We start from the raw sequence: 23281 nt of genomic DNA on the forward strand, positions 1-23281 counted from the left end.
CCTTCCCTTCCCGTCCCCGGGGGCCGTGCCCCCGGACCCCCCTTCGGCCCTGGACGGGCCTCTCCTCACACGCCGGACGGGCTGTTCGAGGGCTTTCGGCTGCGGCCGTCCGGCGCCCTGGGGAGGCAGACGGCTCAGCAGCCGGACCACCGGCACAGCAGGCGGAACGCCGCGAAGAGCGTGAGCGGCCACACCGCGGCGAACGCCCAGATCGCCCAGGGGGCCGACGTGACGATGCCGGTCACCATCAGCGTGACCGACACCCCGAGGAGCCCGGCCACCGTCCACCCGCGCGGGCGGTAGCCCGCGACGCGCCGGAGCAGGCGCGTGAGGTCGGGCCCCCGGCGGATCCTGAGCGTGCGCAGCCGCCGGTCGAGCCGGCGGTCGTGGCGCAGTGTCCGCTCGATCTCGTCGAGGATGCGCTGTTCGTGCTCGGGAAGCCGGCTGATGGACACGTCTCTCCTCCAGGGACCACCGTGAGACCAGGACGACCGCGAGGCTCCCGGGTGCCCGGACGGCCGCCGGGCTAACCGGCGGTGGCGCGGGGCGCGAGCACCTCCATCAGCCGGTCCGCGCCGTCCGGCACCCGGCCGTCCCGGAACGCGTCACGGACCTGCCGTGCGGCCACCCGGCCCGAGGTCAGGCACCAGTCCCACCACCGCTCCAGCCGGCGCTCGTCCAGCTGCTCGGCGCCCAGCAGCGCGGGCCAGCCGCACGCGCGTGCCTGCGCGGTCACCTTGGCGCCGCCCGCCACCGGGTCCACGGCCAGCACGGGGGTGCCGACCCGCAGGGCGAGCACCAGCCCGTGCAGCCGGTCGGTGACGACCAGGTCGAGGCGGGCCAGCACCGACTGCACCTGCGCGGGAGTCGCGCTCAGATGCCAGTCACGGGTGTCGAGGCGGGTCTCCAGCTCCAGCCGGGCGCAGTCCTTGCCGGCCAGCCAGCGGGTCACCCGGCCCGCGACCTGCCCGTGCCGCCGCTGCTCCCCGTACTCCTCCTGGCCGTGGGTGAGGATCACCCCGACCACGGGCCGCGCGGGCACCGCCGGCGCGCGGGCCGCCAGGTCCTCGGTCGGCTCGCTGCCGGGGGCGTCCCGTGCCAGCACGCGGTGGAAGCCCGTCGCGGCGGCGTCCGCCGGGTCGATCACCGACGTCCCCACGGCGATCCGCACGCAGTGCGCGAACCGCCGGTGCAGCTCCTCGACCTGCGGTCCGTGCAGCGGCCCGCACACGAACACCAGATGGGAGTAGTCACCGGGCCGTACGCTGTCGAGGTGCAGGGCGTCCGGCAGGAAACCGGGGCTCCACACGACGTCGTACGGCGTCCCGGACGCCCGCAGCACCTCCTCCACCCGGCGCAGCGCCAGCACGTCCCCGGCGGTCGCCTCCCCGTCGCGGAAGCTGAACCACCCGGTCAGCAGGACCCTTCGCGGTCCCGAGGTCTCTCGTTCGTGCACAGTGCGCTCCGAGTGCCCCGCTCCGGCGGAAGCCAATCGGCCCGGAGCGTGCCGCTCACACCGATCGCGCCGGCCGGTGCATCGCGGACAGATCCTGACCGCAAGGGCCGCTAGCGTGCCGGTATGACGACGACGAAGCGGAGCGCCGCACCCTCGCCGGCCGCCGTGCTCGGCCCCCGGGCCCTCAACCGGGCCACGCTCGAGCGGCAGCTGCTGCTGCGCCGCTCACCGATGCCCGCCGTGGACGCGGTCGGGCACCTGCTCGGTCTCCAGGCGCAGAACGTCAAGCCGCCCTACTACGCGCTCGCCGCCCGCCTCGACGGCTTCACGCCCGAGGCGCTGTCCCGGCCGATGGCCGAACGCGAGGTCGTCCGCATCGTCACCATGCGCTCGACCATCCACACCCACACCGTCCGCGACTGCCTCACCCTGCGGCCCCTGGTGCAGCCTGCCCGCGACCGGGAGCTCAAGCAGTTCCGCGAAGGGCTCGCCGGCGTCGACCTGGACCGGCTCGCCGCCCTCGCCCGCGACCTCGTGGAGGCCGAGCCGCGCACGATGAAGCAGCTGCGCGAGGCCCTGCTGCGGGAGTGGCCCGACGCCGACCCCGGGGCCCTCGCCGTCGCCGCCCGCTGCAAGCTCCCCCTCGTGCAGGTCACCCCGCGCGGACTGTGGGGCCGCAGCGGACAGGTCCGGCTCACCACCGCCGAGCACTGGCTGGGACGCCCCGCAGAGCCGTTCCCCACGACGCCCGACGAGACGGTGCTGCGCTACCTCGCCGCCTTCGGCCCGGCCTCCGTCAAGGACATGCAGACCTGGGCCGGACTGACCCGGCTGCGTGAGGCCTTCGAGCGGCTGCGTCCCCGGCTCGTCACCTTCCGGGACGAGTCCGGCGTCGAGCTCTTCGACCTCCCGGACGCGCCCCGCCCCGACCCCGGCACCCCGGCCCCGCCCCGCTTCCTCCCCGAGTTCGACAACCTGCTCCTCTCCCACGCCGACCGCACCCGCGTCGTACCGCCGGAGTACCGGGGCCGCAGCTGGCAGGGGAACGTCGCTCACCGCACGCTGCTCGTCGACGGGTTCCTCGCCGGGCTGTGGCGGCTGGACGAGGACGCCCTCGTCGTCGAGCCGTTCGGCCGGCTCGACGCGGCGCGGCGGGAGGAGGTCGCCGCGGAGGGGGAGCGGATGCTCCGGGTGATGCACCCGGGGGCGGCGTACGACATCCGCTTCGGGACGGTGCGCGGATGAGCCCGGACATGGAGAGGGGGCGTTGCGGGCTGCTCGTGGAAGCCCGCAACGCCCCCTGGTTCACTGCCTGAGGTTCACTCAGGAAATCCCGGCGTCCCTCACCCGCGGACCTGCGCCGTCACCGCGTCGGAGAACGTGGTCAGCCGGGTGTAGACGCCCGGGTAGCCGGCCGCCGCGCAGCCGTCGCCCCAGGAGGTGATGCCCGCCAGCCGGCCGCCGATCAGCAGCGGTCCGCCGCTGTCGCCCTGGCACGTGTCGACGCCGCCGGAGGAGTAGCCGGCGCACACCATGTCGCTCTGCACGTACCGGCTGCCGTAGGAGCCGCGGCAGGAGGCGTCGGACACGGTCGGCACGGTCGCGGTGCGCAGCTGGTTGGAGGAGCTGCCGCCGGACGAGGTGGTGCCCCAGCCGAGGACGCGGGTGGTGGTGCCGGCCGCGTACACCGAGGTGTCCGAGGACGAGACGTACGGGGCCGGGGTGTACGGCATCGACGTCGACAGCGTCAGCACGGCCACGTCGTCGCCGCGGGTGACGCGTGTGTAGTCCGGGTGGATCCAGATCCTGCTCACCCTGGCGACCGTGCCGTTGGTGCCGTTGAGGTAGGTGCGCCCGCCGACCACGCGCACGCTGCTCGTGGTCTCGCCGACCATGCAGTGCGCGGCCGTGACGACCTTGGTGGGGGAGACCAGGGTGCCGCCGCAGAACTGGTCCTGCGAGGCGTCGGTGATCTGCATCATGAACGGGTACGCGGACGTCGTGGTCGTCGTCCCGCCGACGATCGGCTGCGGGGCGGCGACGGCGGAGGGGGCGGAGATCAGCGCGGTCGCGGCTGCGGCGGCGGTCGCCGCGACGACGGCGGCGGCCTTTCTGGCGCGGGTGAGCCCGGACATGGGTCTCCTCGGGGTTGCCGGTGGGGGGTCGCGCGGGGCGGGGGCCGAACGCGAGGCTTCGGCCTCCGTGTGACCGGCGAGCGGCACGCGTTCACGCTACGACCCGGAGCGCGATCACCCCAATGAGGGAACCCCCTAAGGGAGTTGGGGCAGGGAAAACCCTCGGTCGCACCCGCCGGGCCCCGCCCCGGCGCTACGTCGTGCGGCGCCCCGCCGCCAGCCGGACGATGTCGACCCGTGAGCGGATGCCCAGCTTGCGGTAGACCCGGGTGAGCGTCGCCTCGACGGTCTTCACGCTGATGAACAGCCGGCCGGCGATCTCCCGGTTGGTCGCGCCCTCCATGACCAGCGCGGCGACCTGGCGCTCCATCGAGGCGAGTCCGTCCAGCACCGCGGGAGCGGCGGCGGGCACCGGCTCCGCCACCGCGGGACCGGCGGCCACCGCCTCGTCCACCTGCCGCAGCCACGGCAGCGCGCGGCAGCGCCGGAACAGCCGGGCGGCCTCCTCGTACCCGCCCGGACCCTGCCCCCTGGCGCGCAGCCGGGCCAGCGCGAAGGCCGCCCGCGCCTCCTCGAGGCCGAACCCCAGCTTGGCGAGCCGTTCCTGCGCCGACGTCAACTGGGCCACCGCGGACTGGTGTTCACCGCGTGCCGCCCGTACCAGCGCCTCCGCGCGGTCGAGTACCGCCAGCACACTCGCGCGGTTCAGCCGCAGCGCGTGCACCCGGGTGTGGTTGATGAGTTCCTGCGCCTCGCCGGGTTCACCGATCCGCACCAGCGCCTCGGCGAGGTCGCCCTGCCAGCGGCCCCGGGCCGGGTCGTGGACGCCCATGCCGTGCTCCAGCTCCCGCACCCGGCGCAGCGAGCGGACCGCGGCCTGCGCGTCCCCGGCCACCAGCTGGGCGTAGCCGAGGGCGGCCAGGGCCAGGGAGAGGTACAGCTGGTCGCCGTCGACCTCGGCGTGGTCCGCGGACTCGCGGGCCAGCGCCAGGGCCCGGTCCACGTCCCCGCCCGACGCCTCCGCGAGCGAGGCGAGCATGGCCGAGGCGCTCTCGCCGATCCCGGAGTCCCGGGCCAGCCGCAGGCTATCGCCGGCCAGGTCCAGGGCCCGGCCGCAGTGCCCGAAGCGCAGTTCGGTGTCGGCGAGCAGCCGCGAGAAGTGCACCTCGCTCTCGACCATGCCGCGCCGCCGCGCCTCCCGCAGCAGCGCGGTGATGGCCGTACGGGCCTCCGGCAGCTGGTCGCTCATGAGCAGCCACCGGAACCTCGCCATCGCGGCGCCGTTGTGGTGGCTGACGACATCGGGGTCCTGCGGCTCCTGGAGCGCCCGCCGGATCGTGGCGGGAGCGTCCGGGTGGCCCATCAGGGTCTCGGTGGACGACTGGAAGGCCAGCGCCATCAGCTCGGTGCGGCGGTCCCCGCCACGGGCGGCCAGTTCCGCCGCGTGGGCGGCCTCCTTGCGGGACTTGGCGAAGTCGCCGTCCACCACCACCTCGCGCCAGGCCAGCTGGTAGTGGACCAGCGCCAGCAGCCGGGGGTCGTCGCCGGCGTCGGCCAGCACCTGCGGGAAGACCGCGTCGACCTCGCCGAGCGCCTGCCCGGCGGCCTCGATGACCACCATCCAGGCCCGTACCCGCTCCGCCGGCACCGTCGCCCGGGTGAGCACCTCGCGCGCTATGTCCCGGGCCAGGTCGGCCTCGCCCGCGGTGATCGCGTCCTCGGCGGCCTGGAGCCGCCGCTCGTCGGGTCCCGGCACGCCGTCGGCCGGGGTGTGCCGGGCGGCGAGCAGCCCGAGGGAGGCGGCGACCGAGGGCGCCCCGCGGTCCCGGGCCAGCGCGGCGGCCTCGGCGAGCCGGGCCGCCACCTCCGGGTCGGCGCCGGTGGCGGCCAGTGCCAGGTGCCGGGCCCGCTCGATGGGATCGGAGGCCGCCGTGGACAGCGCCGTGTGCACGGCCCGCCGCTCCTGCGCCGGCGCCTCCGCGTACAGGGCGGCCGAGATCAGCGGATGCGCGAAGCGCAGGGCCGGCTCCTCCGGATCCGTCGCCAGCAGCCCCAGGGCGGCGGCCTGGGCCGTCTCGGCCTCGGCGTTGTCCCGGCCGGCCGCGTGCAGCAGGGCCAGGGTGGGACGGGCGCCGGCGCTGGCCACCAGCAGGGTGCGGCGGGCCTCGTCCGAGAGCATCTCCAGACGGCTGAGGACCAGCGCCCGCAGCGACGTCGGCACCGGCAGCGGCTCACCCGGGCGGGGCCGGGCGGGGCTCTCCGCGAGGGCGCGGCCCAGCTCCAGCGCGAACAGCGGGTTGCCCGCGCTGGTGCGGTGGATGTCACGGACCGTGGAGCGGGACAGGCCCGTGTAGCCGCGGTGGTCCAGCAGCGCGGACACCTGGGTGCGGGAGAACGGGCCCAGCCGCACCTCGAGCGTGTCCGGCGGGCAGGCGCGCAGATGACGGTCGTACTCCTCGCCGTCCGTGCGCACCGCGCACAGCATCCGCACCGGGCTGTCGCCGAGCCGCCGGGCGGCGAATCCGAGGAGCTCGGCGCTGGCCGGGTCCAGCCACTGCAGATCGTCGGCGACGACGAGGACCGGGCCCTCGGCGGCCAGCGCGCGCAGCGTGGACAGCACCGCGAGCCGCAGCGCGAGCCCGTCCCGCTGGAGCGTGGACTCGCCGCGTCCGGTGAGCGCCGACTCCAGGGCGGTGCGCTGGGCGGCGGGCAGCCGGGGTGCGACCTCGTCGAGGACCAGACCGAACAGATCGGCCAGCGCCAGGAACGGCAGGTGGGATTCGGACTCCGTGGCCGAGCAGCGCAGCACCGTCCGCGCCGCACCGGCGTTTTCCGCCGCGAGTGCCCGCAGCACGGTCGACTTTCCTATTCCGGCGGGCCCGTGCAGCAGCACGCTGCCCCCTCCGGCGAGCTGCTCCCGCGCGTCGGAGAACAGCTCCTCCCGGCCGATGACCAGGTCGGGGCGGTACCTGGCAGGCTCCTTGAAGTCCCGTCGCACGGTCACCGCTCCCCTCCGTGTGGCGTGTCCTGGCCAATATTAGGCAACAGGCTCCTTAATTCGGGCGGACGGTGTAGTGAGGCAAATTACAGCGGGCGGAGCCACGGTAAATGCAAAGTTGAACCGGCGGTAATGCCGTTCACGGCCAAACATCGCAAATCTATGGCAACCACCCCGCCCGGCGGGCCGCCACCACCGCCTGCCCGCGGGTGCGGACCCCCAGTTTCCGCATCGCCGACCGCAGGTACGCCTTGACCGTCTCGGCCGTCACGCCCAGCCGCTCGGCGGCCACGGCGTTGGTCGCCCCGGCCGCCACACAGGCGAGCACGTCCACCTCCCGGGGCGCGAGCCGCACCGCCGCGGCGGGGACGGTGTCGGAGGTGAGCAGGGCGCACGCCTCGAGCAGCTCGGCCCGCAGCGCCGGATCCGCGATCCGCGGGGCGAGTGCCCGCAGCGCCGCGTGCGCCTCCCGCACCTGTTCCCAGGCCGCGCCGGACGCCCGTTCCGGCTCCGGCCGCGAGTGGGCGGCGGTGAGCAGTTCCGCCGCCTCCTCCCGCACCACCAGTGCCTGCTCCACGTCCCGCGCCGTCTGCACCGCCTCGCCGAGCGTACGGTCGCCGAGCGGCTGGGCGGCGCGCAGGGCGCCGTAGAGCACCGCCCGCACCCGCCGCCGCACGACCACCGGCACGGCGACGACGGCGCGCAGGCCCTCGGCGGCGACCGGGACGTCGTACTCGTGGCTGATCTGCCGCGAGACCGAGTAGTCCGTCACCGCGCACGGCCGGGCGAGCGCCACCGCCTTGCCGCCCAGACCGTTGCCCGGGGTGACCGCGAGCGCGCTGAGCGCGGGTGTGGCCGTGCCGCTCAGCTCGCTGATGCGCACCTGCCTCCGTCCGGGCTCCACCAGGCCGCCGAAGGCGACCGGCAGCCCGGTCGCGCGCCGCAGCCGGGCCAGCGCCCCGCGGATCTCCACCGCGTCGCCCGCCCTCATCGGGTCAGCTGTCACCTGTTCGCCCCTCCGTCGCGGCTCCTCGGCGGACGCACACCCCCGTTCGGGGGTAGTGAGACCTGCATCACGGATTACACGATGGCGGGGAGCCGCCCGGCAATGGTCCGGCACGAGGAGGAGACATGACAACGGGGACGGACGCGTTCCGCAGGGCCAGGGACTTCCTGCTGGAACACCGCGAGGACTACGCCACCGCCTACCGGGACTTCGCCTGGCCCCGGCCCGAGCGGTTCAACTGGGCGCTCGACTGGTTCGACGTGATCGCGGACGGGAACGACCGCACCGCCCTGCACCTCGTCGAGGAGAACGGCGACGAGACCCGGCTGTCCTTCGCCGCGCTCGCCCGCCGCTCCGACCAGGTCGCCACCTGGCTGCGGCAGCGGGGCGTGCGCGCCGAGGACCGGGTGCTGGTCATGCTCGGCAACCAGGCCGAACTGTGGGAGATGGCCCTCGCCGCGATGAAGCTGCGCGCCGTCGTCATCCCCGCCACCCCGCTGCTCGGCCCCGCCGACCTGCGCGACCGGGTCGACCGCGGCCGCGTCCGCCACGTGATCGCGCGTGCCGCAGACACCGCGAAGTTCGACGAGGTGCCCGGCGACTACACCCGGATCGCCGTGGGGGAGGGGGCCGGCGGCAGCTGGGTGCCGTACGCCGACGCGTACGGCGCGGACGGGCACTTCGCGCCCGACGGGCCCACCCTCTCCGACGACCCGCTGATGCTGTACTTCACCTCGGGCACCACCGCCCGGCCCAAGCTGGTCGAGCACACCCACACCTCGTACCCGATCGGCCACCTGGCGACGATGTACTGGATCGGGCTGATCCCCGGCGACGTGCACCTCAACATCTCCTCGCCCGGCTGGGCCAAGCACGCCTGGTCCAACCTCTTCGCCCCGTGGAACGCCGAGGCGACCGTCTTCCTGCACAACTACACGCGCTTCGACGCACCCCGCCTGATGACCGAGATGGACAAGGCCGGAGTCACCACCTTCTGCGCCCCGCCGACCGTGTGGCGCATGCTCATCCAGGCCGACCTCACCCAGCTGCGCACCCCGCCCCGCGAGGTCGTCGCCGCCGGGGAACCGCTCAACCCCGAGGTCATCGAGCAGGTCCGGCGCAGCTGGGGCGTCACCATCCGGGACGGCTTCGGGCAGACCGAGACCGCCGTGCAGGTCTCCAACAGCCCCGGCCAGGTCCTCAAGACCGGCTCCATGGGACGCCCCAGCCCCGGCTACCGCGTCGAACTCCTCGACCCGGTCTCCGGTGCCCCCGGCGCCGCCGAGGGCGAGATCGCGCTCGACCTCTCCGCCCGCCCGGTGGGCCTGATGGCCGGCTACCACGGCGACCCGGACCGCACCGCCGAGGCGATGGCCGGCGGCTACTACCGCACCGGCGACATCGGCTCCCGCGACGACGACGGGTACATCACCTACGTCGGACGGGCCGACGACGTCTTCAAGGCCTCCGACTACAAGATCAGCCCCTTCGAGCTGGAGAGCGCGCTGCTGGAGCACGAGGCGGTCGCGGAGGCGGCCGTGGTGCCCGCGCCGGACGAGCTGCGGCTGGCCGTACCGAAGGCCTACGTCGTGCTCGCGCAGGGCTGGGAGCCCGGCCCCGACACCGCGAAGGTGCTGTTCGAGCACTCCCGCGAGGCGCTCGCCCCCTACAAGCGGATCCGCCGGCTGGAGTTCGGCGAGCTGCCCAAGACCGTCTCCGGGAAGATCCGCCGCATCGAGCTGCGCGAGGCCACGGCGGCCGGCTCCGCCGACGAGTACCGCGAGGAGGACTTCCGGTGACCGCACCCCTGTCGTACGCCCACGGCACCGGCACGACGCCCCTGCTCGGCGACACCATCGGTGCCAACCTGCGGCGCGCGGTCGCCGCGTGGCCCGCTCGGGAGGCCCTGGTCGACGTGCCCTCCGGGCGGCGCTGGACCTACGCCGAGTTCGGCGCCGCCGTCGACGAGGTGGCCCGCGGACTGCTGGCGAAGGGCGTCGGGACCGGCGACCGGGTCGGCATCTGGGCGGTCAACTGCCCGGAGTGGGTCCTCGTGCAGTACGCCACCGCCCGCATCGGCGCCGTCATGGTGAACATCAACCCGGCCTACCGCGCGCACGAGCTCGAGTACGTGCTCAAGCAGTCCGGCGTCCGCCTGCTGGTCTCCTCGCCCGCCCACAAGGGCAGCGACTACCGGGCACTGGTGGACCAGGTGCGCGGATCCTGTCCCGGGCTGCGGGAGACCGTCTACATCGGCGACCCGTCCTGGGACGCGCTGACCGCGGGCGCCGCCGCCGTGCCGGCCGAGCGCCTCGACATGGTCGCCGCCGGGCTGAGCTGCGACGACCCCGTCAACATCCAGTACACCTCGGGCACGACGGGCTTCCCCAAGGGGGCCACGCTCTCGCACCACAACATCCTCAACAACGGCTACTGGGTGGGCCGCACCATCGGCTACACCGAGCAGGACCGGGTCTGCCTGCCGGTGCCCTTCTACCACTGCTTCGGCATGGTCATGGGCAACCTGGCGGCCACCTCGCACGGCGCCTGCATCGTCATCCCCGCCCCCTCCTTCGAGCCGGGGGCCACGCTGGAGGCCGTGCAGCGGGAGCGCTGCACCTCGCTCTACGGCGTGCCCACCATGTTCATCGCCGAGCTGAACCTGCCCGGCTTCGCGTCCTACGACCTCACCTCGCTGCGCACCGGCATCATGGCGGGCTCGCCGTGCCCGGTGGAGGTGATGAAGCGCGTGGTCACCGAGATGCACATGGAGCAGGTCTCCATCTGCTACGGCATGACCGAGACCTCCCCGGTCTCCCTGCAGACCCGCATGGACGACGACCTGGAGCACCGCACCGGCACCGTCGGCCGGGTGCTGCCGCACATCGAGGTCAAGGTCGTCGACCCGGCCACCGGAGTGACGCAGCCGCGCGGCACCTCCGGTGAGCTCTGCACCCGGGGCTACAGCGTGATGCTCGGCTACTGGAACGAGCCCGGGAAGACCGCGGAGGCCGTCGACGCGGGCCGCTGGATGCACACCGGGGACCTCGCGGTGATGCGGGACGACGGGTACGTGGAGATCGTCGGCCGCATCAAGGACATGATCATCAGGGGCGGGGAGAACATCTACCCGCGCGAGATCGAGGAGTTCCTCTACGCCCATCCGAAGATCGCGGACGTCCAGGTCGTGGGCGTGCCGCACAAGCGCTACGGCGAGGAGGTGCTCGCCTGCGTCGTCCCGCGCGACGCGGCCGACCCGCTCACCCTGGAGGAACTGCGCGCCTTCTGCGACGGGCGCCTCGCCCACTACAAGGTGCCCAGCCGCCTCCAGCTCCTGGAGTCCTTCCCGATGACCGTCTCCGGGAAGGTGCGCAAGGTGGAGCTGCGGGAGCGGTACGGCAGCTGACGGACCTCGCCCCCCACCGGGTCGGGGGAGGGGAACCGCCGCAGCTGTCGTGGGCCCGCCCCGCCGGTCACCGGCGGGGCGGGGGTGTCACCCGTCGTGCGTCGGGTGTGCGGTGGCGGTCACCAGAGGTTCGACAGGCCGCCCGTGATCGAGGAGACCAGCTCCTTGCCCTCGTCGACGACCTTGTTGACCACGGGGGCCGCCTTCTTGATGCCGGTGGTCACCAGCTTGCCCCGGCCGAAGGTGGCCAGGTTCAGGGCGGCGCCCCCGAGGGAGCCGACGAACTCACCGCTGGTGAAGCCGTGTTCGAGGCCGGTGAAGAGGGCGCCCAGCGCGCCGGCGCCCAGGGACACGTACCCGAAGAACGCCGCCCCCGCCGCCAGCGGGGGGAAGGCCAGGCTGGCCAGACCGAGACCGGCGGCGATGAAACCCGAGGCGATGCTGACCTTGTTGGCGGCGTCGGCCCACCAGCCGGCGTCCGACCACCAGTCCTCCTGCTCGGAACCGGTGCCGTGCGGACGAACCTCGTCGTGGGTCTCGCTGTCGGCCGGGTCCCGGCCCTCCGCCCGTTCCCGCTTCGCCTTCTCGGCGGCCTCCCTGGCGGCCTCGGCGATCTCGGCCCGGCGCTTCTGGACGGCGATGCTGCGCGCCTGGCTGGCCGCCGCGGCCGCCGCCGCCTTGTCACGGCCGGCCTCCAGCTCGGACTGGCGGGCACTGGCGGCGGACGCCTGGGCGCTGTAGGAGGACTGCAGCGCCGAACGGGCCGCGTCCACGGCCTTGTTCGCGGAGTAGTTGGCCGAACGGGACGCACCGCGCGCGGTCGCCGCCGCCGACTTGGCCTGGCTCGCCGATGCCTGTGCGCTCGCCGCGGACCGGTCGGCGGCGTCGGCGTTCCGCTTCGCCTGGTCGGCGTAGTCGTTCGCCTTGCTCGCCGCGTCCACCGCCCTGTCGGCCCACTCCTGGGCCTCGGCGGCGGCGTTGCGGGCGTCGGCCGCCGCCTTCGACGCCAGCGCCGCGTTCTCCTGCGCCTTGTAGGCGATCTTCGCCGCGGCCGCGATCGACCCGCGGACCGCCGCGACGTGGGTGGCGGAGTCGTGGTCGAGCTGTGCCGCCGTGTACCGCACGGCCTGGACGAAGTTCCTGCGCATCCACGTCGGTCCCTCGAGGGCGACCTCCGCGTACGACTTGACGTACTCGCCCCCGGTGGCCACCGACGTCGCGGTCTCCACCGCGTCGTCCTCCCGGATCGCCGCGGGGTAGGTGCGGTTGAAGAAGTCCTGCAACGCCTCGGGTGTGTTGGCGTCCAGCGCGTCGTTGGCGGCCCTGGTGACGGCCGTGCCGGGATTGTCGTTGAGGATGCGGCCGATCTGTACCTTGTTGTCGTCCTGCGACGCCCGGATCATCCCCGAGGTGAGGAAGTCGCCCACCGCCGTCGAGCTGGAGCTCGCCAGCGCGGCGTGGGCCGCCTCCGCGATGGCGGGGCTGGAGATCTGGGCGACGTAGAGGACGGTCTCCCGGTCGTCCTGGTTCTGGGCGAGGGACCGGTCGAGGTCGATCCAGGAGAGGACGTCGTCGTCGCTGCCGGCCAGTGCGTGCTGGGCGGCCTCCCGGGTCCACGCGCCCTTCGCCTCGAGCAGTCCGGTGGCGGCCCTGCGTCCCAGCGTGGCGGCGAGCGCCAGGTCACCGGTCTCCCACAGGGCCTTCTCGGCCGCGGCGATCAGGTCCTTGAGGGCCTGCGCGGTCTGGGCCTCCTGGCGGCGCTTGTCCTCGTACGCGGCCCGTTCCTCCGCTTCGATCTGCGAGAGCAGGCGGGCCTCGTCCATGCCCTGCAGCTTGTCCTGTTCCAGACGGGCCAGCTCCGCCTGCCGGGCCGCCTGTTCCACGGCCAGGGCGTCCTCGACCGCCTTGGTGGCCGTGTTCGCCGCCTTCACCGCTTCGGCCGCGTGCGCGGTGGACTTGTTCGCGTAGTCGATGGCCTGGCCGGCGTACTTGACCGCCTCGTCGGCGGCGTCGGCCGCCTTCTCCGCGTGGTCGGCGGCGGAGTTGGCCGCGTCCCGCGCGGTCCGCGCGGCGGTGGCCGCCTTGTTGGCGAGAGCCTGGGCCGTCGAGGCGGCGTTGGTGGCGCGGTTGGCGGCCGTCGTCGCGATGGCCGCCTGGCGTTTGGCCTCGGCCGCCTCGGACTGGGCGGCCCCGGCGGCCCCCGCGGCCTGCGCGGCGGCGGTGGCGGCCGCGGCGGAGTTGCGCGCGGCGGACGCGGCCGAGGAACCGGCGCTCGCGGCCTGCGCGGAGGCGGCCGCGGCGTAGTCGGCGGCCTTGGCCGCGGACCGGGCCTTCGCGGCCCCGTTGCGGGCGGCGACGGCCGCGTTCTTGGCCGCCTCGGTCTTGGAGGCGTCCTTCGAGGCGGCGATGGCGGCGCTGTACGCGCGCGAGGCGGCGTTTCCGGCCGTCGCGGCGGCCTGGGAGGCGGCGGTGGCCGCCCAGGAGGCGCGGCGGGAGGCGGTCACCGCGGCGTTGGAGGCGCTGATGGCGTTGCGGGCGGCGTTGGCCGCGCCCTTGGCGGCACTCGCGGCCTTGCGGGCCGCCGCGGCGGACTTCTGAACGTCCTCCTTGGCGGCCGCTGCCTCCGCGGCGGCCTTCTCGGCCGCTTCCTTCGCCTTCTCGGCGGCGCTCACGGCACGCGCGGAGGCCTCGACGGCCAGGTCGGTCTCGGCCTGGGCGCGCCTGCCCTCCCGTTCGACGACCGCGACGAGTTCCGCGATGGTCGCCGACTCCTGGTCCCGGGCCCGGGCGATGTGCTGACCGGTGTCGAGGAACCACTGCACGTCCGTGGCCGTACCGCTCAGGGCGCGGTCCGCGTACTTCCGTACCTCGGGACCGGCCTGGAACAGCATGGAGGACACCTGCACCCTGGCGTCCTCCAGCCGGGCGTCGTACTGGCCGTCGGTGAGGAACGTCTCGAGCGCCTGCCGGGTGCCGACGTCCAGTGCGGCGGAGGCCTCCCGCCGCACGGCCTTGTCACCGGTGGACGAGACGAGGGAGGTCGCCACGCCCAGATCCTCGAGCAGAGCGGGCTTGTACGTCTCCTTCAGGAAGGCGGCTATGGCGGCGTCACCGTTGTCGAGTGCGGCGACCGCCTCGCGGCGCAGCCCCCTGCCGGCGCGCGCGAGATACCTGGCGACGGCGACGCGGTTGTCCTCCGCGGTGACCTTCGGCAGGGTCTCGGTGAGGAACGTCCGTATCTCGGTGTCCGTGCCGTGGAGCGCGTAGGCCGCCGCCGCCTTGGTGGCTTTGCCTCCCGCGGTCCACGCCTCGACCACCCTGGCCCGTTCGGTGTCCGGCAGGGCGAGCGGATCGGCCGGCGTGTCCTGATCGGCGGCGTGTGCCCGGGGCGTCCACGACAGCGGAGCGGCGGCGGCGGCCGTCACGGCGGCGGCCGCGCCGAGGAGCCGTCTGCGACTCCAGAAAATGGTCTGCATAAGAGCGTTGTCCTCGCGGTCTGTGTCGAAGGAATAGCAGCGTGGCGTGCTCTGCAGGCGACCTTACCAATGGGTTCCGGTGACGAACCGGGGTAACTGCAAGGGAAATTGATTTGACAACAGATAGCGCTGTCTGACGTGCCGTTCGTGTCTTCACAGTTCCTTCACACGTGTTCGTACAACCTTTCTGGACCGTGTCGAGAGTCACAAGGGATCTTCAACTGGCGTCCCTTTTAAGCGAGTTCGCGACGTGGACAGTGTTCGAAGATGGAGGTGGCATGGACAGGCTCAAGCGGGGGTCCGGGTTGCCATTGGATTTCTTCCCGGTATTTCCGCGAGAGGTGGGGGGTCCTCTTTGAATTGCGGAGCCTTCATGCCTTTTACCGGGCTGGATGACGTGCATCCGGCCGAAGGAAAACGAAATTAGGACTGCGATGAAGGTACGCACCACCATTGCGGTGAAGCCGCAGCGGAAGAGGCTCGTGGGGCGCGCGCTGGTCGCGCTGGTCGCCGGAGGGCTGGCCTGGGCCGCACTGGCGTCCGGAGTCCAGACCGATGGCCACGGCCCGGCGGTGGCCGTGGCGGACGAGGCTCCCGGATACGCGGTCGAGGACTTCGCGTATCCGCAGGCCGACCGGATCCTCGAGGAGCAGGGCATCGTCCTCAAGCGCGGAGACGGGCACATCACCCTGGCCGACTGCGCCGACGGCCCCGGTCTCCTGCAGGTCATGGCCCGGCGGAAGGCGGAGACGATCTGCTTCAAGACGGTCGGCAACTCGGGCTGGCTGACCCTGGAGATCCCCGCCGTCTACGTCATGAGGGGCAACGACTACGAGACACAGGTGGACATGACCGTCGGTGACGAGGAGAAGTCCTTCGACATCGACAAGAACGCCTGGACCGCGGTGGGCGAGAGTGCGGACGAGCAGGGCCGCGAGCACCTGCTCGTGGAGATCAGGACCACCAAGTAGCGCCGTCCGAGTCCCTTTGCCGAGATCTGCCACTGAGGAACTGAACTGATGCGACACACCAGACCCGTGCGCCTCGCCGCACTGGCCGCGGCCCTGACCGCGGGCCCGCTCATCATGACCGCCGTACCCGCCGCCGCCGTGACGGGGCCCGCCTCCGCGTCGTCCGACACCACGCACGCCTACACCGCGCAGATCGTGGTCGGCGACCACGACCGCGGCTGCTCCGGCGTCCTGGTGGACACCGAGTGGCTGCTGACCGCGGCCAGTTGCTTCGCCGACGATCCCGCCGTGAGCCTCGCGGTGCCCGCGGGCAAGCCGGCCCGGGCCACCACCGCGACCATCGGCCGTGCCGACCTCACCGGTACCGCGGGCGCGGTCCGCACGGTCGTGGAGCTGGTGCCCCGCGCCGACCGTGACGTGGTCCTGGCCCGGTTGAACCGCCCGGTCACGAACGTCACCCCGATCGCCCTGGCCACCACCGCGCCCACCGCGGGCGAGGAGCTGACGCTGGCCGGCTACGGCCGCAGCAGGACCGAGTGGGCGCCGCTGAACCTGCACACCGGGGTCTTCTCGGTGGACGCCGCCGCCGCCACCTCCGCGACGGTCACCGGCAAGGACGGCGTGGCGGCGTGCATGGGCGACACCGGCGGCCCGATGGTCCGCACGGTCGACGGCACCAAGCAGCTGGCCGCCCTCAGCAGCCGCTCCTACCAGGGCGGTTGCTTCGGGATCGACGCGGCCGAGACCCGTACCGGCGGCGTCGTCACCCGCGTCGACGACCTCGGCTCCTGGGTGCAGTCCAAGGTGGGCGCCAACCGCATCACCGACTTCAACTGCGACGGCGTCGAGGACATCGCGGTCGCCGACCCCCAGGCGACCGTCGGCGGCGACGCCAAGGCGGGCCTGGTCCGCGTCGTGTACGGCGGCGGCAAGGGCACCGCCGAGATCAACCAGGACCTCGACTGGGTCCCGGACGCCGCCGAGGCGGGCGACCTCTTCGGCCAGGCGATCGACACGGCCGACCACAACGAGGACGGCTGCACCGACCTGGTGGTCGGCACCCCGGGCGAGGCCCTGGGCACCGCCACGAACGCCGGCACGGCCGACGTCCTGTACGGGGCCCGGGGCGGTCTCGGTACCGGCGCCGCCAAGAACACCCACTTCCAGCAGGCCCAGGGCAACGGTTCCCTCGGCGCCTCCACGCCGGAGACCGGTGACCTGCTGGGGCAGGCGGTGGTCGCCGGCACCACCGCGGCCGGCGAGCCCTTCCTCGTCATCGGCAACCCCGGCGAGTCCCTCGGCAGCGCCGCCAGGGCGGGCCAGGCGTTCTACGTGCGGGGCGGCACCAACGTCTCCGTGCACCAGGACAAGCTGGACGTCCCCGGCGGGGTGCAGGCCGAGGACGGCTTCGGCGCGGTGCTCGCCGCCGACGCCAACCACCTCGCCATCGGCGCTCCCAACGAGAGCATCAACGGCGACGCCGCCGCCGGCAATCTCGTGGTCTTCTCCCACGCGCTGAACAGCGAGAACAGGCCGACCCCGCGGTTCGGCCTCGACCAGGACCTGGACACCGTCTCGGGCGGCGCCGAGGCCGGTGACCGCTTCGGGGCGGCCCTCGCCCTGGCCCCGTACCGTCCCTCGGGCGCGGCGAGTGCCAACGAGTCCATCCTGGCCGTCGGTTCGCCGGGCGAGGCCCTCGACGTGAACGGTGTCAGCAAGGCGGAGACGGGCAGCGTCCTCACCTTCCGGGTCACCGCCGCCGGCACCTACACGCAGCTCAACGGCTACTCCTCCGGCACCGGCGACGACGACGTCTCCGGCACCTCCGAGGCCGGTGACCACTTCGGCTCCACGCTCACCGCGATCAACACCGCGCCGCGTGCGGTCAGCACCGTGGCGACCATGAAGATGGCCGTCGGCGTTCCGGACGAGGCGATCGGGACCGCCACCAAGTCCGGCGCCGTCCACGTCTTCTCGCTGCTGGGCGCCCCGGGCGCCAACGACAAGTGGATCGAGTCCGGCGACGGCGACGGCATCCCCGGTGCTCCGGGCGCGAACCAGCGCCTCGGTTCGAGCATCCACTTCACCGGTACGCACCTGTACGTCGGCATGCCCTACGGTCCGACCGCCCGCGGCGCGCTCTACGCCCTGCCGATGTCCAACGTGACCCTCGGTGAGCCCAACGCCGCGGTCACCGAGTACCAGCCGGGCCAGGGCGGCCTTCCGGCGTCCGGCACCACCTTCGGACACGCGGCGAGGTAGTCACCGCGCGGTTCCTCGGTCGGCCGTGGCGTCCAGCGCCACGGCCGACGCGTTGACCGGACGAGCCGCACCCGTCGGGTCGAGCACGGAGAACGGGACGTCCAGCAGCTCCGCGCGGGCGCGGGCGTCCCCGGCATACCCGGTCGGCGAGAAGTACGTCCCCCGCGCCGACTCCGCCATGGCCGTCGGCCACAGGCACTCCACGTCCCGCCCCACGGCCGGGCCCGCCGTCGGATCCACCTGGACGACGATGCCGGGCGCGGCCAGTCCGATACCGGACCGGGGGCGCCGGTCGCCCCGGCGTACGTCCCGGTGTCCCAGTCCCCGCAGGTACGGGACGACGGCTGACCCTCCGCTCCACGGGCCGCGCAGCGCACGTCTTGACGGCCCTCGGCCACCCACTTACATTGCTTCCAGATCGTAGAAAGTTAATTCCACTATACGGAAAAACGGAAGAGCGCACCGCGGGGCGCGACGGGAGTGCGAATCCGACAGCCGGAGCAGGAGTACTCGATGGCTCGAATGACCGCTGCCCGCGCGGCAGTTGAGATCCTCAAGCGCGAGGGCGTCACGGACGCGTTCGGTGTCCCCGGCGCGGCGATCAACCCCTTCTACGCGGCCCTCAAGGCGTCCGGCGGCATCACCCACACCCTCGCCCGTCATGTCGAGGGCGCCTCACACATGGCCGAGGGCTACACCCGCACCCGCCCCGGCAACATCGGCGTCTGCGTCGGCACCTCCGGTCCGGCCGGCACCGACATGATCACCGGCCTCTACTCCGCGACCGGCGACTCGATCCCGATCCTGTGCATCACCGGCCAGGCGCCCACCGCCGTGATCCACAAGGAGGACTTCCAGGCGGTCGACATCGCCTCCATCGCACGGCCGGTCACCAAGATGGCGGTGACCGTCCTGGAGGCCGCACAGGTCCCCGGTGTCTTCCAGCAGGCCTTCCACCTCATGCGCTCGGGCCGGCCCGGACCGGTCCTGGTCGACCTGCCGATCGACGTGCAGATGACGGAGATCGAGTTCGACCCGGACACCTACGAGCCGCTCCCGGTCTACAAGCCCGCCGCCTCCCGCGCCCAGATCGAGAAGGCGCTCGGCATGCTCAACGCCGCCGAACGCCCGCTGATCGTCGCCGGCGGCGGGGTCGTCAACGCCGACGCGGCCGAACAGCTCGTCCGTTTCGCGGAGTTGACCGGCACGCCGGTCGTGCCGACCCTGATGGGCTGGGGTGTCATCCCCGACGACCACGAACTCAACGCCGGCATGGTCGGGTTGCAGACCTCGCACCGCTACGGCAACGCGACGTTCCTGGAGTCCGACTTCGTCCTCGGCATCGGCAACCGGTGGGCCAACCGCCACACCGGGAGGCTCGACGTCTACACGGCCGGCCGCACCTTCGTCCACGTCGACATCGAACCCACGCAGATCGGCAGGATCTTCGCCCCGGACTACGGCATCGCCTCCGACGCGCGTGCCGCGCTGGAGCTGTTCGTCGAGGCGGCCGGGGAACTGAAGGCCGGGGGCGGGCTGCCCGACCGCTCCGCCTGGGCGGCCGCCGCGCGGCACAGGCGCGCCACGCTCCAGCGCCGTACGCACTTCGACGACGTCCCCATCAAGCCGCAGCGCGTCTACGAAGAGATGAACAGGGCCTTCGGACCCGGGACGCGGTACGTCTCCACCATCGGCCTGTCCCAGATCGCGGGCGCGCAGATGCTGCACGTGTACCGGCCGCGGCACTGGATCAACTGCGGCCAGGCGGGACCGCTCGGCTGGACCGTCCCCGCCGCGCTCGGGGTGGCGAAGGCCGACCCGCAGGCGCAGGTCGTCGCCCTGTCAGGCGACTACGACTTCCAGTTCATGATCGAGGAACTGGCGGTCGGGGCGCAGCACCGGATCCCGTACGTCCATGTCCTGGTCAACAACGCCTACCTGGGGCTGATCCGGCAGGCGCAGCGGGCGTTCGACATCGACTTCCAGGTCAAGCTGGAGTTCGAGAACATCAACACCCCGGAGCTGGGCGTCTACGGCGTCGACCACGTCAAGGTCGCCGAGGGCCTGGGCTGCAGGGCGATCCGGGTCACCGACCCGAACGAACTGGGCACCGCGCTGGAGCAGGCCAAGAAGCTGGCGGCCGAGTTCCGGGTGCCGGTCGTCGTCGAGGCGATCCTGGAACGCGTCACCGACATCTCCATGTCGACGACCAACGACATCGGCGCCGTCGTCGAGTTCGAGGACCTCGCGACGGAGCCGGGACACGCCCCGACGTCGGTGATCCCCCTGGCCACCTGACCGCCCACGCCCCCCGCGGGGGAGGGCTCAGTCCGAGCCGCCCCCGCCTCCGCCACCGCCCCCGCAGTAGAGATGACCGCCGCTGCCGCCGTAGGTGCTGCCGCGCGGCGAGTGGCGGAGCAGGCGCTTGTCCCTCAGGCTCACCCGCTCGGTCAGCCCCGCCCGGAGGGCGAAGCGCGGTACGAGGACCCGCAGGGCGGCCTCGCCGTGCAGGGCGACGGCGAGGAGCTTGTCGTCGTCCGGCAGGCCGCGCCGGCTCGCCGGCAGCGGAAACGCCGTGCGCAGCACCCTCAACCGCCGGCGGGCCGCCGTGGTCGGCCCGAGCAGCACCGGGTACCGCAGCATCCCCGCCTCCGCGAGCCCGACCCGTACCCCGGCCACCGCCCAGCGGACGTCCGGGTGCCGCAGCAGCTCCCGTAGGCCGGAGGGTTCCTCCAGGCAGTGGTACACCGCGCTCTCCAGGTACAGCGCCCGCATGCCCGCCGGGACGGGCTCCCCTTGCTCCAGGAACGGCCCGGGCGGCGGCAGCGGGGGCAGGGCGCGCCCCGCCTCCCCGTCGACCGCCCGGATCGTGCCGGGCGCGCCCGCCTCGACGGCCCCCCGCAGATGCAGGGCGACGACGGCGACGACGACCGCGGCGCGCGGGCCGTCGGCCAGCAGGGCGATCTCGTGCGGCGTCCCCCGGACGCCCGTGCTGCCGCTCATGGCATGGCACCCCTCCCCGGGCCGGGGCCCGCCGCCCCCGTGCCGGCGGGCCCCGTGTGCCGGCAGTGTGCCCACGCCCGGGGCCGGCCGAAGCCCCCCGGGGCCGCCTTCAGAGCTTCATTTGAGGGTTCCGTAGCCGGGCTACGGCCGATGCCGTACCGGCGCTCACGGCTCGTGGTGCTCCGACAGTCCCGGCCAGTCGTCGGGGCCGCCGCCCTCCCACTCGATGAGGTCGGTCTCCTCGACGTCGGTGACGTACAGGTCGGCCAGCCGCAGGATCTCGCCCACGTCGTCGACGTGCGTGGCGATGCCCAGCGTCTCGTCGCCCGAGGTGACCCGCCGGGACCCGTCCAGGGCCGGGGAGTGCACCACGATGTGCGGATGCTCCGTTGGATGTGCCATGCCCCCAGGCTGCTGCGCGCCGGACGGATCCGCACCCCCGCACGCCGCGGGGCGCCCGGACGCGGGACCTTCCGCGTCCGGGCGCCCCGGAGGAGGAGCAGGCGCCGGGGACCGCGGCGGCGGCGACGGCTCCCGGGCCCCTCCCCCAGGTCGAAGGAGGAGTCCCGCGGCCTTCACCACCGCACTGGCTCGCACACCGCCGCGGTGCCCTTGTCGAACGGATGGGCAGGGTGGGATCCGGGCGGCGCAGCCGCCTTGGGCGCGACAGAACAGGTGTCGACGGCGGCGCCGCCCGGAGATCCGGAGGGCGTCAGATCCGCGCGCCGGACAGCCGCTCGACCGCGCGCAGCAGCGCGGAGTGGTCGAGGCCGCCGTCGCCCTGGGCGCGCAGGGCCGCCACGAGCTGGGCCACCACGGCGCCGGCGGGCAGGGCCGCCCCGACGGTGCGGGCGGCGTCGAGGACGATGCCCATGTCCTTGTGGTGCAGATCGATCCGGAAGCCCGGCTCGAAGTCACGGTTCAGGAAGTTGTCCTTCTTGCGGGTCAGCACGGTCGAGCCGGCCAGTCCGCCGTTCAGGACGTCGAGCGCCGCCGTCAGGTCCACGCCGGACTTCTCCAGGAAGACCACGGCCTCGGCGCACGCCTGGATGTTCACGGCGACGATCAGCTGGTTGGCCGCCTTGACGGTCTGTCCGGAGCCGTGCGGGCCGCACAGCACGATCGTCTTCCCCAGCACCTCCAAGAGCGGCTTCGCCTCGTCGAAGTCGGCCTGCTCGCCGCCGGCCATGACGGACAGCACCGCCTCGACGGCGCCCGCCTCACCGCCGGACACCGGGGCGTCCAGCACCCGGATGCCCTTGTCCTTCGCGGCGGCCGCCAGGTCGACCGAGGTCTGCGGGGTGATCGAGGACATGTCGATCAGCAGCGCGCCGGTCCGCGCGTTCTCCAGGATGCCGTCGGGGCCGTACGCGATGGCCTCGACCTGCGGGGATGCGGGAACCATCGTGACGATCACGTCCGCGTCCCGGACCGCTTCGGCGACCGAGGAGGCCGGGGTGCCGCCGGCGGCGGCCAGCCGGTCCAGCTTCTCCCGCTCGAGGGTGTAGCCGGTGACGTCGTAGCCCGCCTTGATCAGATTCTCGGACATGGGGGAGCCCATGATGCCGAGCCCGATCCAGGAAACCTTGGGAAGAGTGCTCATGGGTGCCTCTCGGTGAAGGAAGGGTGGTCAGCGGGCCTCGCGGGGCAGCCAGTCGAAGGCCCGGTCGCTCGGCCGGTCGCCGGGCTTGTACTCCAGGCCGACCCGGCCGTCGTAGCCGGCCTCGCGCAGCCGGTCCAGCAGGTCCTCCAGCGGGAGCGAGCCGGTGCCCGGGGCGCCGCGCCCGGGGCTGTCGGCGATCTGCACGTGGCCGGTCCGCCCGGCGTAGCGGTCGATCACCGACGGCAGGTCCTCGCCGTTCATCGCCAGGTGGTACAGGTCCATCAGGAACCGGGCGTTGTCCCGTCCCGTGGCCGCGTTGACCCGGTCGACGACGTCCACCGCGGCCGGCGCCGACACCAGCGGGTACAGCGGCGACTCGGGCGCGTTCAGCGCCTCGATCAGCAGGACCGCGCCGATCCGGCCGGCGGCCCGGGCCGCGAGGGACAGGTTCTCCAGCGCGAGCGCGTCCTGCTCGGCCGGGTCCACGCCGTCGACCCGGTTGCCGTACAGCGCGTTCAGGGCCGTACAGCCGAGGGACTCGGCGAAACCGGCGGCCACGTCGACGTTGGCGCGGAACCGCTCCGACTCCTCGCCGGGGACGGACAGGGCGCCGCGGTCGGGGCCGGGCAGCCGCCCGGCGTAGAGGTTCAGGCCCGTGAGCCGTACGCCCGCGTCCTGGACCGCTCTCCGCAGCGCGTCCAGCTCGGACCGCCGGGGGGTGGGGGAGCCCGGCCAGGGCCACCACAGCTCGACCGCGGTGAAGCCGGCCGAGGCGGCGGCCGCGGGGCGCTCGAGGAGCGGGAGTTCCGTGAAGAGGATCGACAGGTTGACGCTGAAGCGCTGCTCCGCGAATCCCATCGGCACACTCCTCCCTCTAATTCCGTATAGTGGAAGTTATTTTCTGTCTGTTGGAAGGTTGCCCAGGGCGGGTGGCGGCTGTCAAGAGGAAGCGGGCCGAACCCCGG

17 protein-coding genes are annotated in these 23281 nt (G+C 73.4%); 6 read left to right on the forward strand and 11 right to left on the reverse strand.

Annotation, left to right across the window (positions count from 1 at the left end):
* Positions 1-134: 134 nt before the first annotated feature.
* Entirely contained in the window at positions 135-455 is a 321-nt protein-coding gene (locus tag F1615_RS02190; RefSeq protein WP_149547113.1) for a DUF3040 domain-containing protein, read from the reverse strand.
* A gap of 71 nt (positions 456-526) precedes the next feature.
* Complete coding sequence (locus F1615_RS02195) at positions 527-1456, reverse strand: polysaccharide pyruvyl transferase family protein (protein WP_149547114.1); 930 nt, start codon at positions 1454-1456, stop codon at positions 527-529.
* A gap of 123 nt (positions 1457-1579) precedes the next feature.
* On the opposite strand from F1615_RS02195, the gene F1615_RS02200 reads away from it, so the two are divergent.
* The gene (locus F1615_RS02200) at positions 1580-2701 is read left to right on the forward strand and encodes a winged helix DNA-binding domain-containing protein (RefSeq protein ID WP_149547115.1); all 1122 of its coding nucleotides are present in this window, start codon (positions 1580-1582) and stop codon (positions 2699-2701) included.
* A 98-nt stretch (positions 2702-2799) separates the two neighbouring features.
* Here the strand turns inward: F1615_RS02200 and F1615_RS02205 are convergent, their stop codons facing one another.
* The 3 genes from F1615_RS02205 to F1615_RS02215 form a co-directional block, all read right to left on the reverse strand.
* A complete protein-coding gene (locus F1615_RS02205) occupies positions 2800-3591 on the reverse strand; it encodes a S1 family peptidase (RefSeq protein WP_149547116.1) in 792 nt (263 codons plus the stop codon).
* 193 nt (positions 3592-3784) lie between these two features.
* Positions 3785-6595, reverse strand: a complete 2811-nt coding sequence (locus F1615_RS02210; protein WP_149547117.1) for an ATP-binding protein — start codon at positions 6593-6595, stop codon at positions 3785-3787.
* Positions 6596-6749: 154 nt separating this feature from the next.
* Positions 6750-7580: a helix-turn-helix transcriptional regulator gene (locus F1615_RS02215; RefSeq protein WP_149547236.1), complete on the reverse strand. Its 831-nt coding sequence runs from the start codon at positions 7578-7580 to the stop codon at positions 6750-6752.
* A 140-nt stretch (positions 7581-7720) separates the two neighbouring features.
* Here F1615_RS02215 and F1615_RS02220 point away from each other — a divergent pair, with 140 nt between their 5' ends.
* Positions 7721-9394, forward strand: coding sequence for an AMP-binding protein (locus tag F1615_RS02220; protein WP_149547118.1), 1674 nt, complete (start codon positions 7721-7723; stop codon positions 9392-9394).
* A complete protein-coding gene (locus F1615_RS02225; RefSeq protein ID WP_149547119.1) occupies positions 9391-11001 on the forward strand; it encodes an AMP-binding protein in 1611 nt (536 codons plus the stop codon). Before F1615_RS02220 ends, F1615_RS02225 begins: the two co-directional genes overlap by 4 nt.
* Before the next feature lie 119 nt (positions 11002-11120).
* On the opposite strand, the gene F1615_RS02230 is transcribed toward F1615_RS02225, so the two are convergent.
* On the reverse strand, positions 11121-14477 hold the full coding sequence (locus F1615_RS02230; RefSeq protein ID WP_149547120.1) for an ALF repeat-containing protein: 3357 nt from the start codon (positions 14475-14477) through the stop codon (positions 11121-11123).
* A 434-nt stretch (positions 14478-14911) separates the two neighbouring features.
* Between F1615_RS02230 and F1615_RS02235 the strand changes: the two genes are divergently transcribed.
* On the forward strand, positions 14912-15448 hold the full coding sequence (locus tag F1615_RS02235) for a hypothetical protein (protein WP_244328610.1): 537 nt from the start codon (positions 14912-14914) through the stop codon (positions 15446-15448).
* Positions 15449-15496: 48 nt separating this feature from the next.
* Positions 15497-17710, forward strand: a complete 2214-nt coding sequence (locus F1615_RS02240) for a S1 family peptidase (RefSeq protein WP_149547121.1) — start codon at positions 15497-15499, stop codon at positions 17708-17710.
* On the opposite strand, the gene F1615_RS02245 is transcribed toward F1615_RS02240, so the two are convergent.
* Positions 17711-17950, reverse strand: coding sequence for a hypothetical protein (locus F1615_RS02245; protein WP_425385613.1), 240 nt, complete (start codon positions 17948-17950; stop codon positions 17711-17713).
* A gap of 273 nt (positions 17951-18223) precedes the next feature.
* On the opposite strand from F1615_RS02245, the gene gcl reads away from it, so the two are divergent.
* The gene (gcl, locus tag F1615_RS02250; RefSeq protein WP_149547122.1) at positions 18224-20008 is read left to right on the forward strand and encodes a glyoxylate carboligase; all 1785 of its coding nucleotides are present in this window, start codon (positions 18224-18226) and stop codon (positions 20006-20008) included.
* A gap of 27 nt (positions 20009-20035) precedes the next feature.
* On the opposite strand, the gene F1615_RS02255 is transcribed toward gcl, so the two are convergent.
* The 4 genes from F1615_RS02255 to F1615_RS02270 all read right to left on the reverse strand — a co-directional run bounded on the left by F1615_RS02255 (position 20036) and on the right by F1615_RS02270 (position 23174).
* Positions 20036-20713, reverse strand: a complete 678-nt coding sequence (locus tag F1615_RS02255; RefSeq protein ID WP_149547123.1) for a TIGR04222 domain-containing membrane protein — start codon at positions 20711-20713, stop codon at positions 20036-20038.
* A 165-nt stretch (positions 20714-20878) separates the two neighbouring features.
* Positions 20879-21115 carry a hypothetical protein gene (locus F1615_RS02260; RefSeq protein WP_149547124.1) on the reverse strand — a complete coding sequence of 79 codons (237 nt, stop codon included), beginning with the start codon at positions 21113-21115 and terminating at the stop codon, positions 20879-20881.
* Between the two features lie 310 nt (positions 21116-21425).
* Positions 21426-22316 carry a 2-hydroxy-3-oxopropionate reductase gene (locus F1615_RS02265; RefSeq protein WP_149547125.1) on the reverse strand — a complete coding sequence of 297 codons (891 nt, stop codon included), beginning with the start codon at positions 22314-22316 and terminating at the stop codon, positions 21426-21428.
* Positions 22317-22343: 27 nt separating this feature from the next.
* Complete coding sequence (locus F1615_RS02270; protein ID WP_149547126.1) at positions 22344-23174, reverse strand: TIM barrel protein; 831 nt, start codon at positions 23172-23174, stop codon at positions 22344-22346.
* Positions 23175-23281 lie beyond the last annotated feature (107 nt).

Origin of the sequence: Streptomyces marokkonensis (genome assembly GCF_008312835.1) — a bacterium.
Classification (GTDB): Bacteria; Actinomycetota; Actinomycetes; order Streptomycetales; family Streptomycetaceae; genus Streptomyces; species Streptomyces marokkonensis_A.

What these genes read in the sequence shown, in the direction of transcription:
- F1615_RS02200 (WP_149547115.1), top strand. Translation starts at nt 1,580, where the DNA reads ATGACGACGACGAAGCGGAGCGCCGCACCCTCGCCGGCCGCCGTGCTC.
- F1615_RS02205 (WP_149547116.1), bottom strand. Translation starts at nt 3,591, where the DNA reads ATGTCCGGGCTCACCCGCGCCAGAAAGGCCGCCGCCGTCGTCGCGGCG.
- F1615_RS02215 (WP_149547236.1), bottom strand. Translation starts at nt 7,580, where the DNA reads ATGAGGGCGGGCGACGCGGTGGAGATCCGCGGGGCGCTGGCCCGGCTG.
- F1615_RS02220 (WP_149547118.1), top strand. Translation starts at nt 7,721, where the DNA reads ATGACAACGGGGACGGACGCGTTCCGCAGGGCCAGGGACTTCCTGCTG.
- F1615_RS02230 (WP_149547120.1), bottom strand. Translation starts at nt 14,477, where the DNA reads ATGCAGACCATTTTCTGGAGTCGCAGACGGCTCCTCGGCGCGGCCGCC.
- F1615_RS02235 (WP_244328610.1), top strand. Translation starts at nt 14,912, where the DNA reads ATGAAGGTACGCACCACCATTGCGGTGAAGCCGCAGCGGAAGAGGCTC.
- F1615_RS02240 (WP_149547121.1), top strand. Translation starts at nt 15,497, where the DNA reads ATGCGACACACCAGACCCGTGCGCCTCGCCGCACTGGCCGCGGCCCTG.
- gcl (WP_149547122.1), top strand. Translation starts at nt 18,224, where the DNA reads ATGGCTCGAATGACCGCTGCCCGCGCGGCAGTTGAGATCCTCAAGCGC.
- F1615_RS02255 (WP_149547123.1), bottom strand. Translation starts at nt 20,713, where the DNA reads ATGAGCGGCAGCACGGGCGTCCGGGGGACGCCGCACGAGATCGCCCTG.
- F1615_RS02260 (WP_149547124.1), bottom strand. Translation starts at nt 21,115, where the DNA reads ATGGCACATCCAACGGAGCATCCGCACATCGTGGTGCACTCCCCGGCC.
- F1615_RS02265 (WP_149547125.1), bottom strand. Translation starts at nt 22,316, where the DNA reads ATGAGCACTCTTCCCAAGGTTTCCTGGATCGGGCTCGGCATCATGGGC.
- F1615_RS02270 (WP_149547126.1), bottom strand. Translation starts at nt 23,174, where the DNA reads ATGGGATTCGCGGAGCAGCGCTTCAGCGTCAACCTGTCGATCCTCTTC.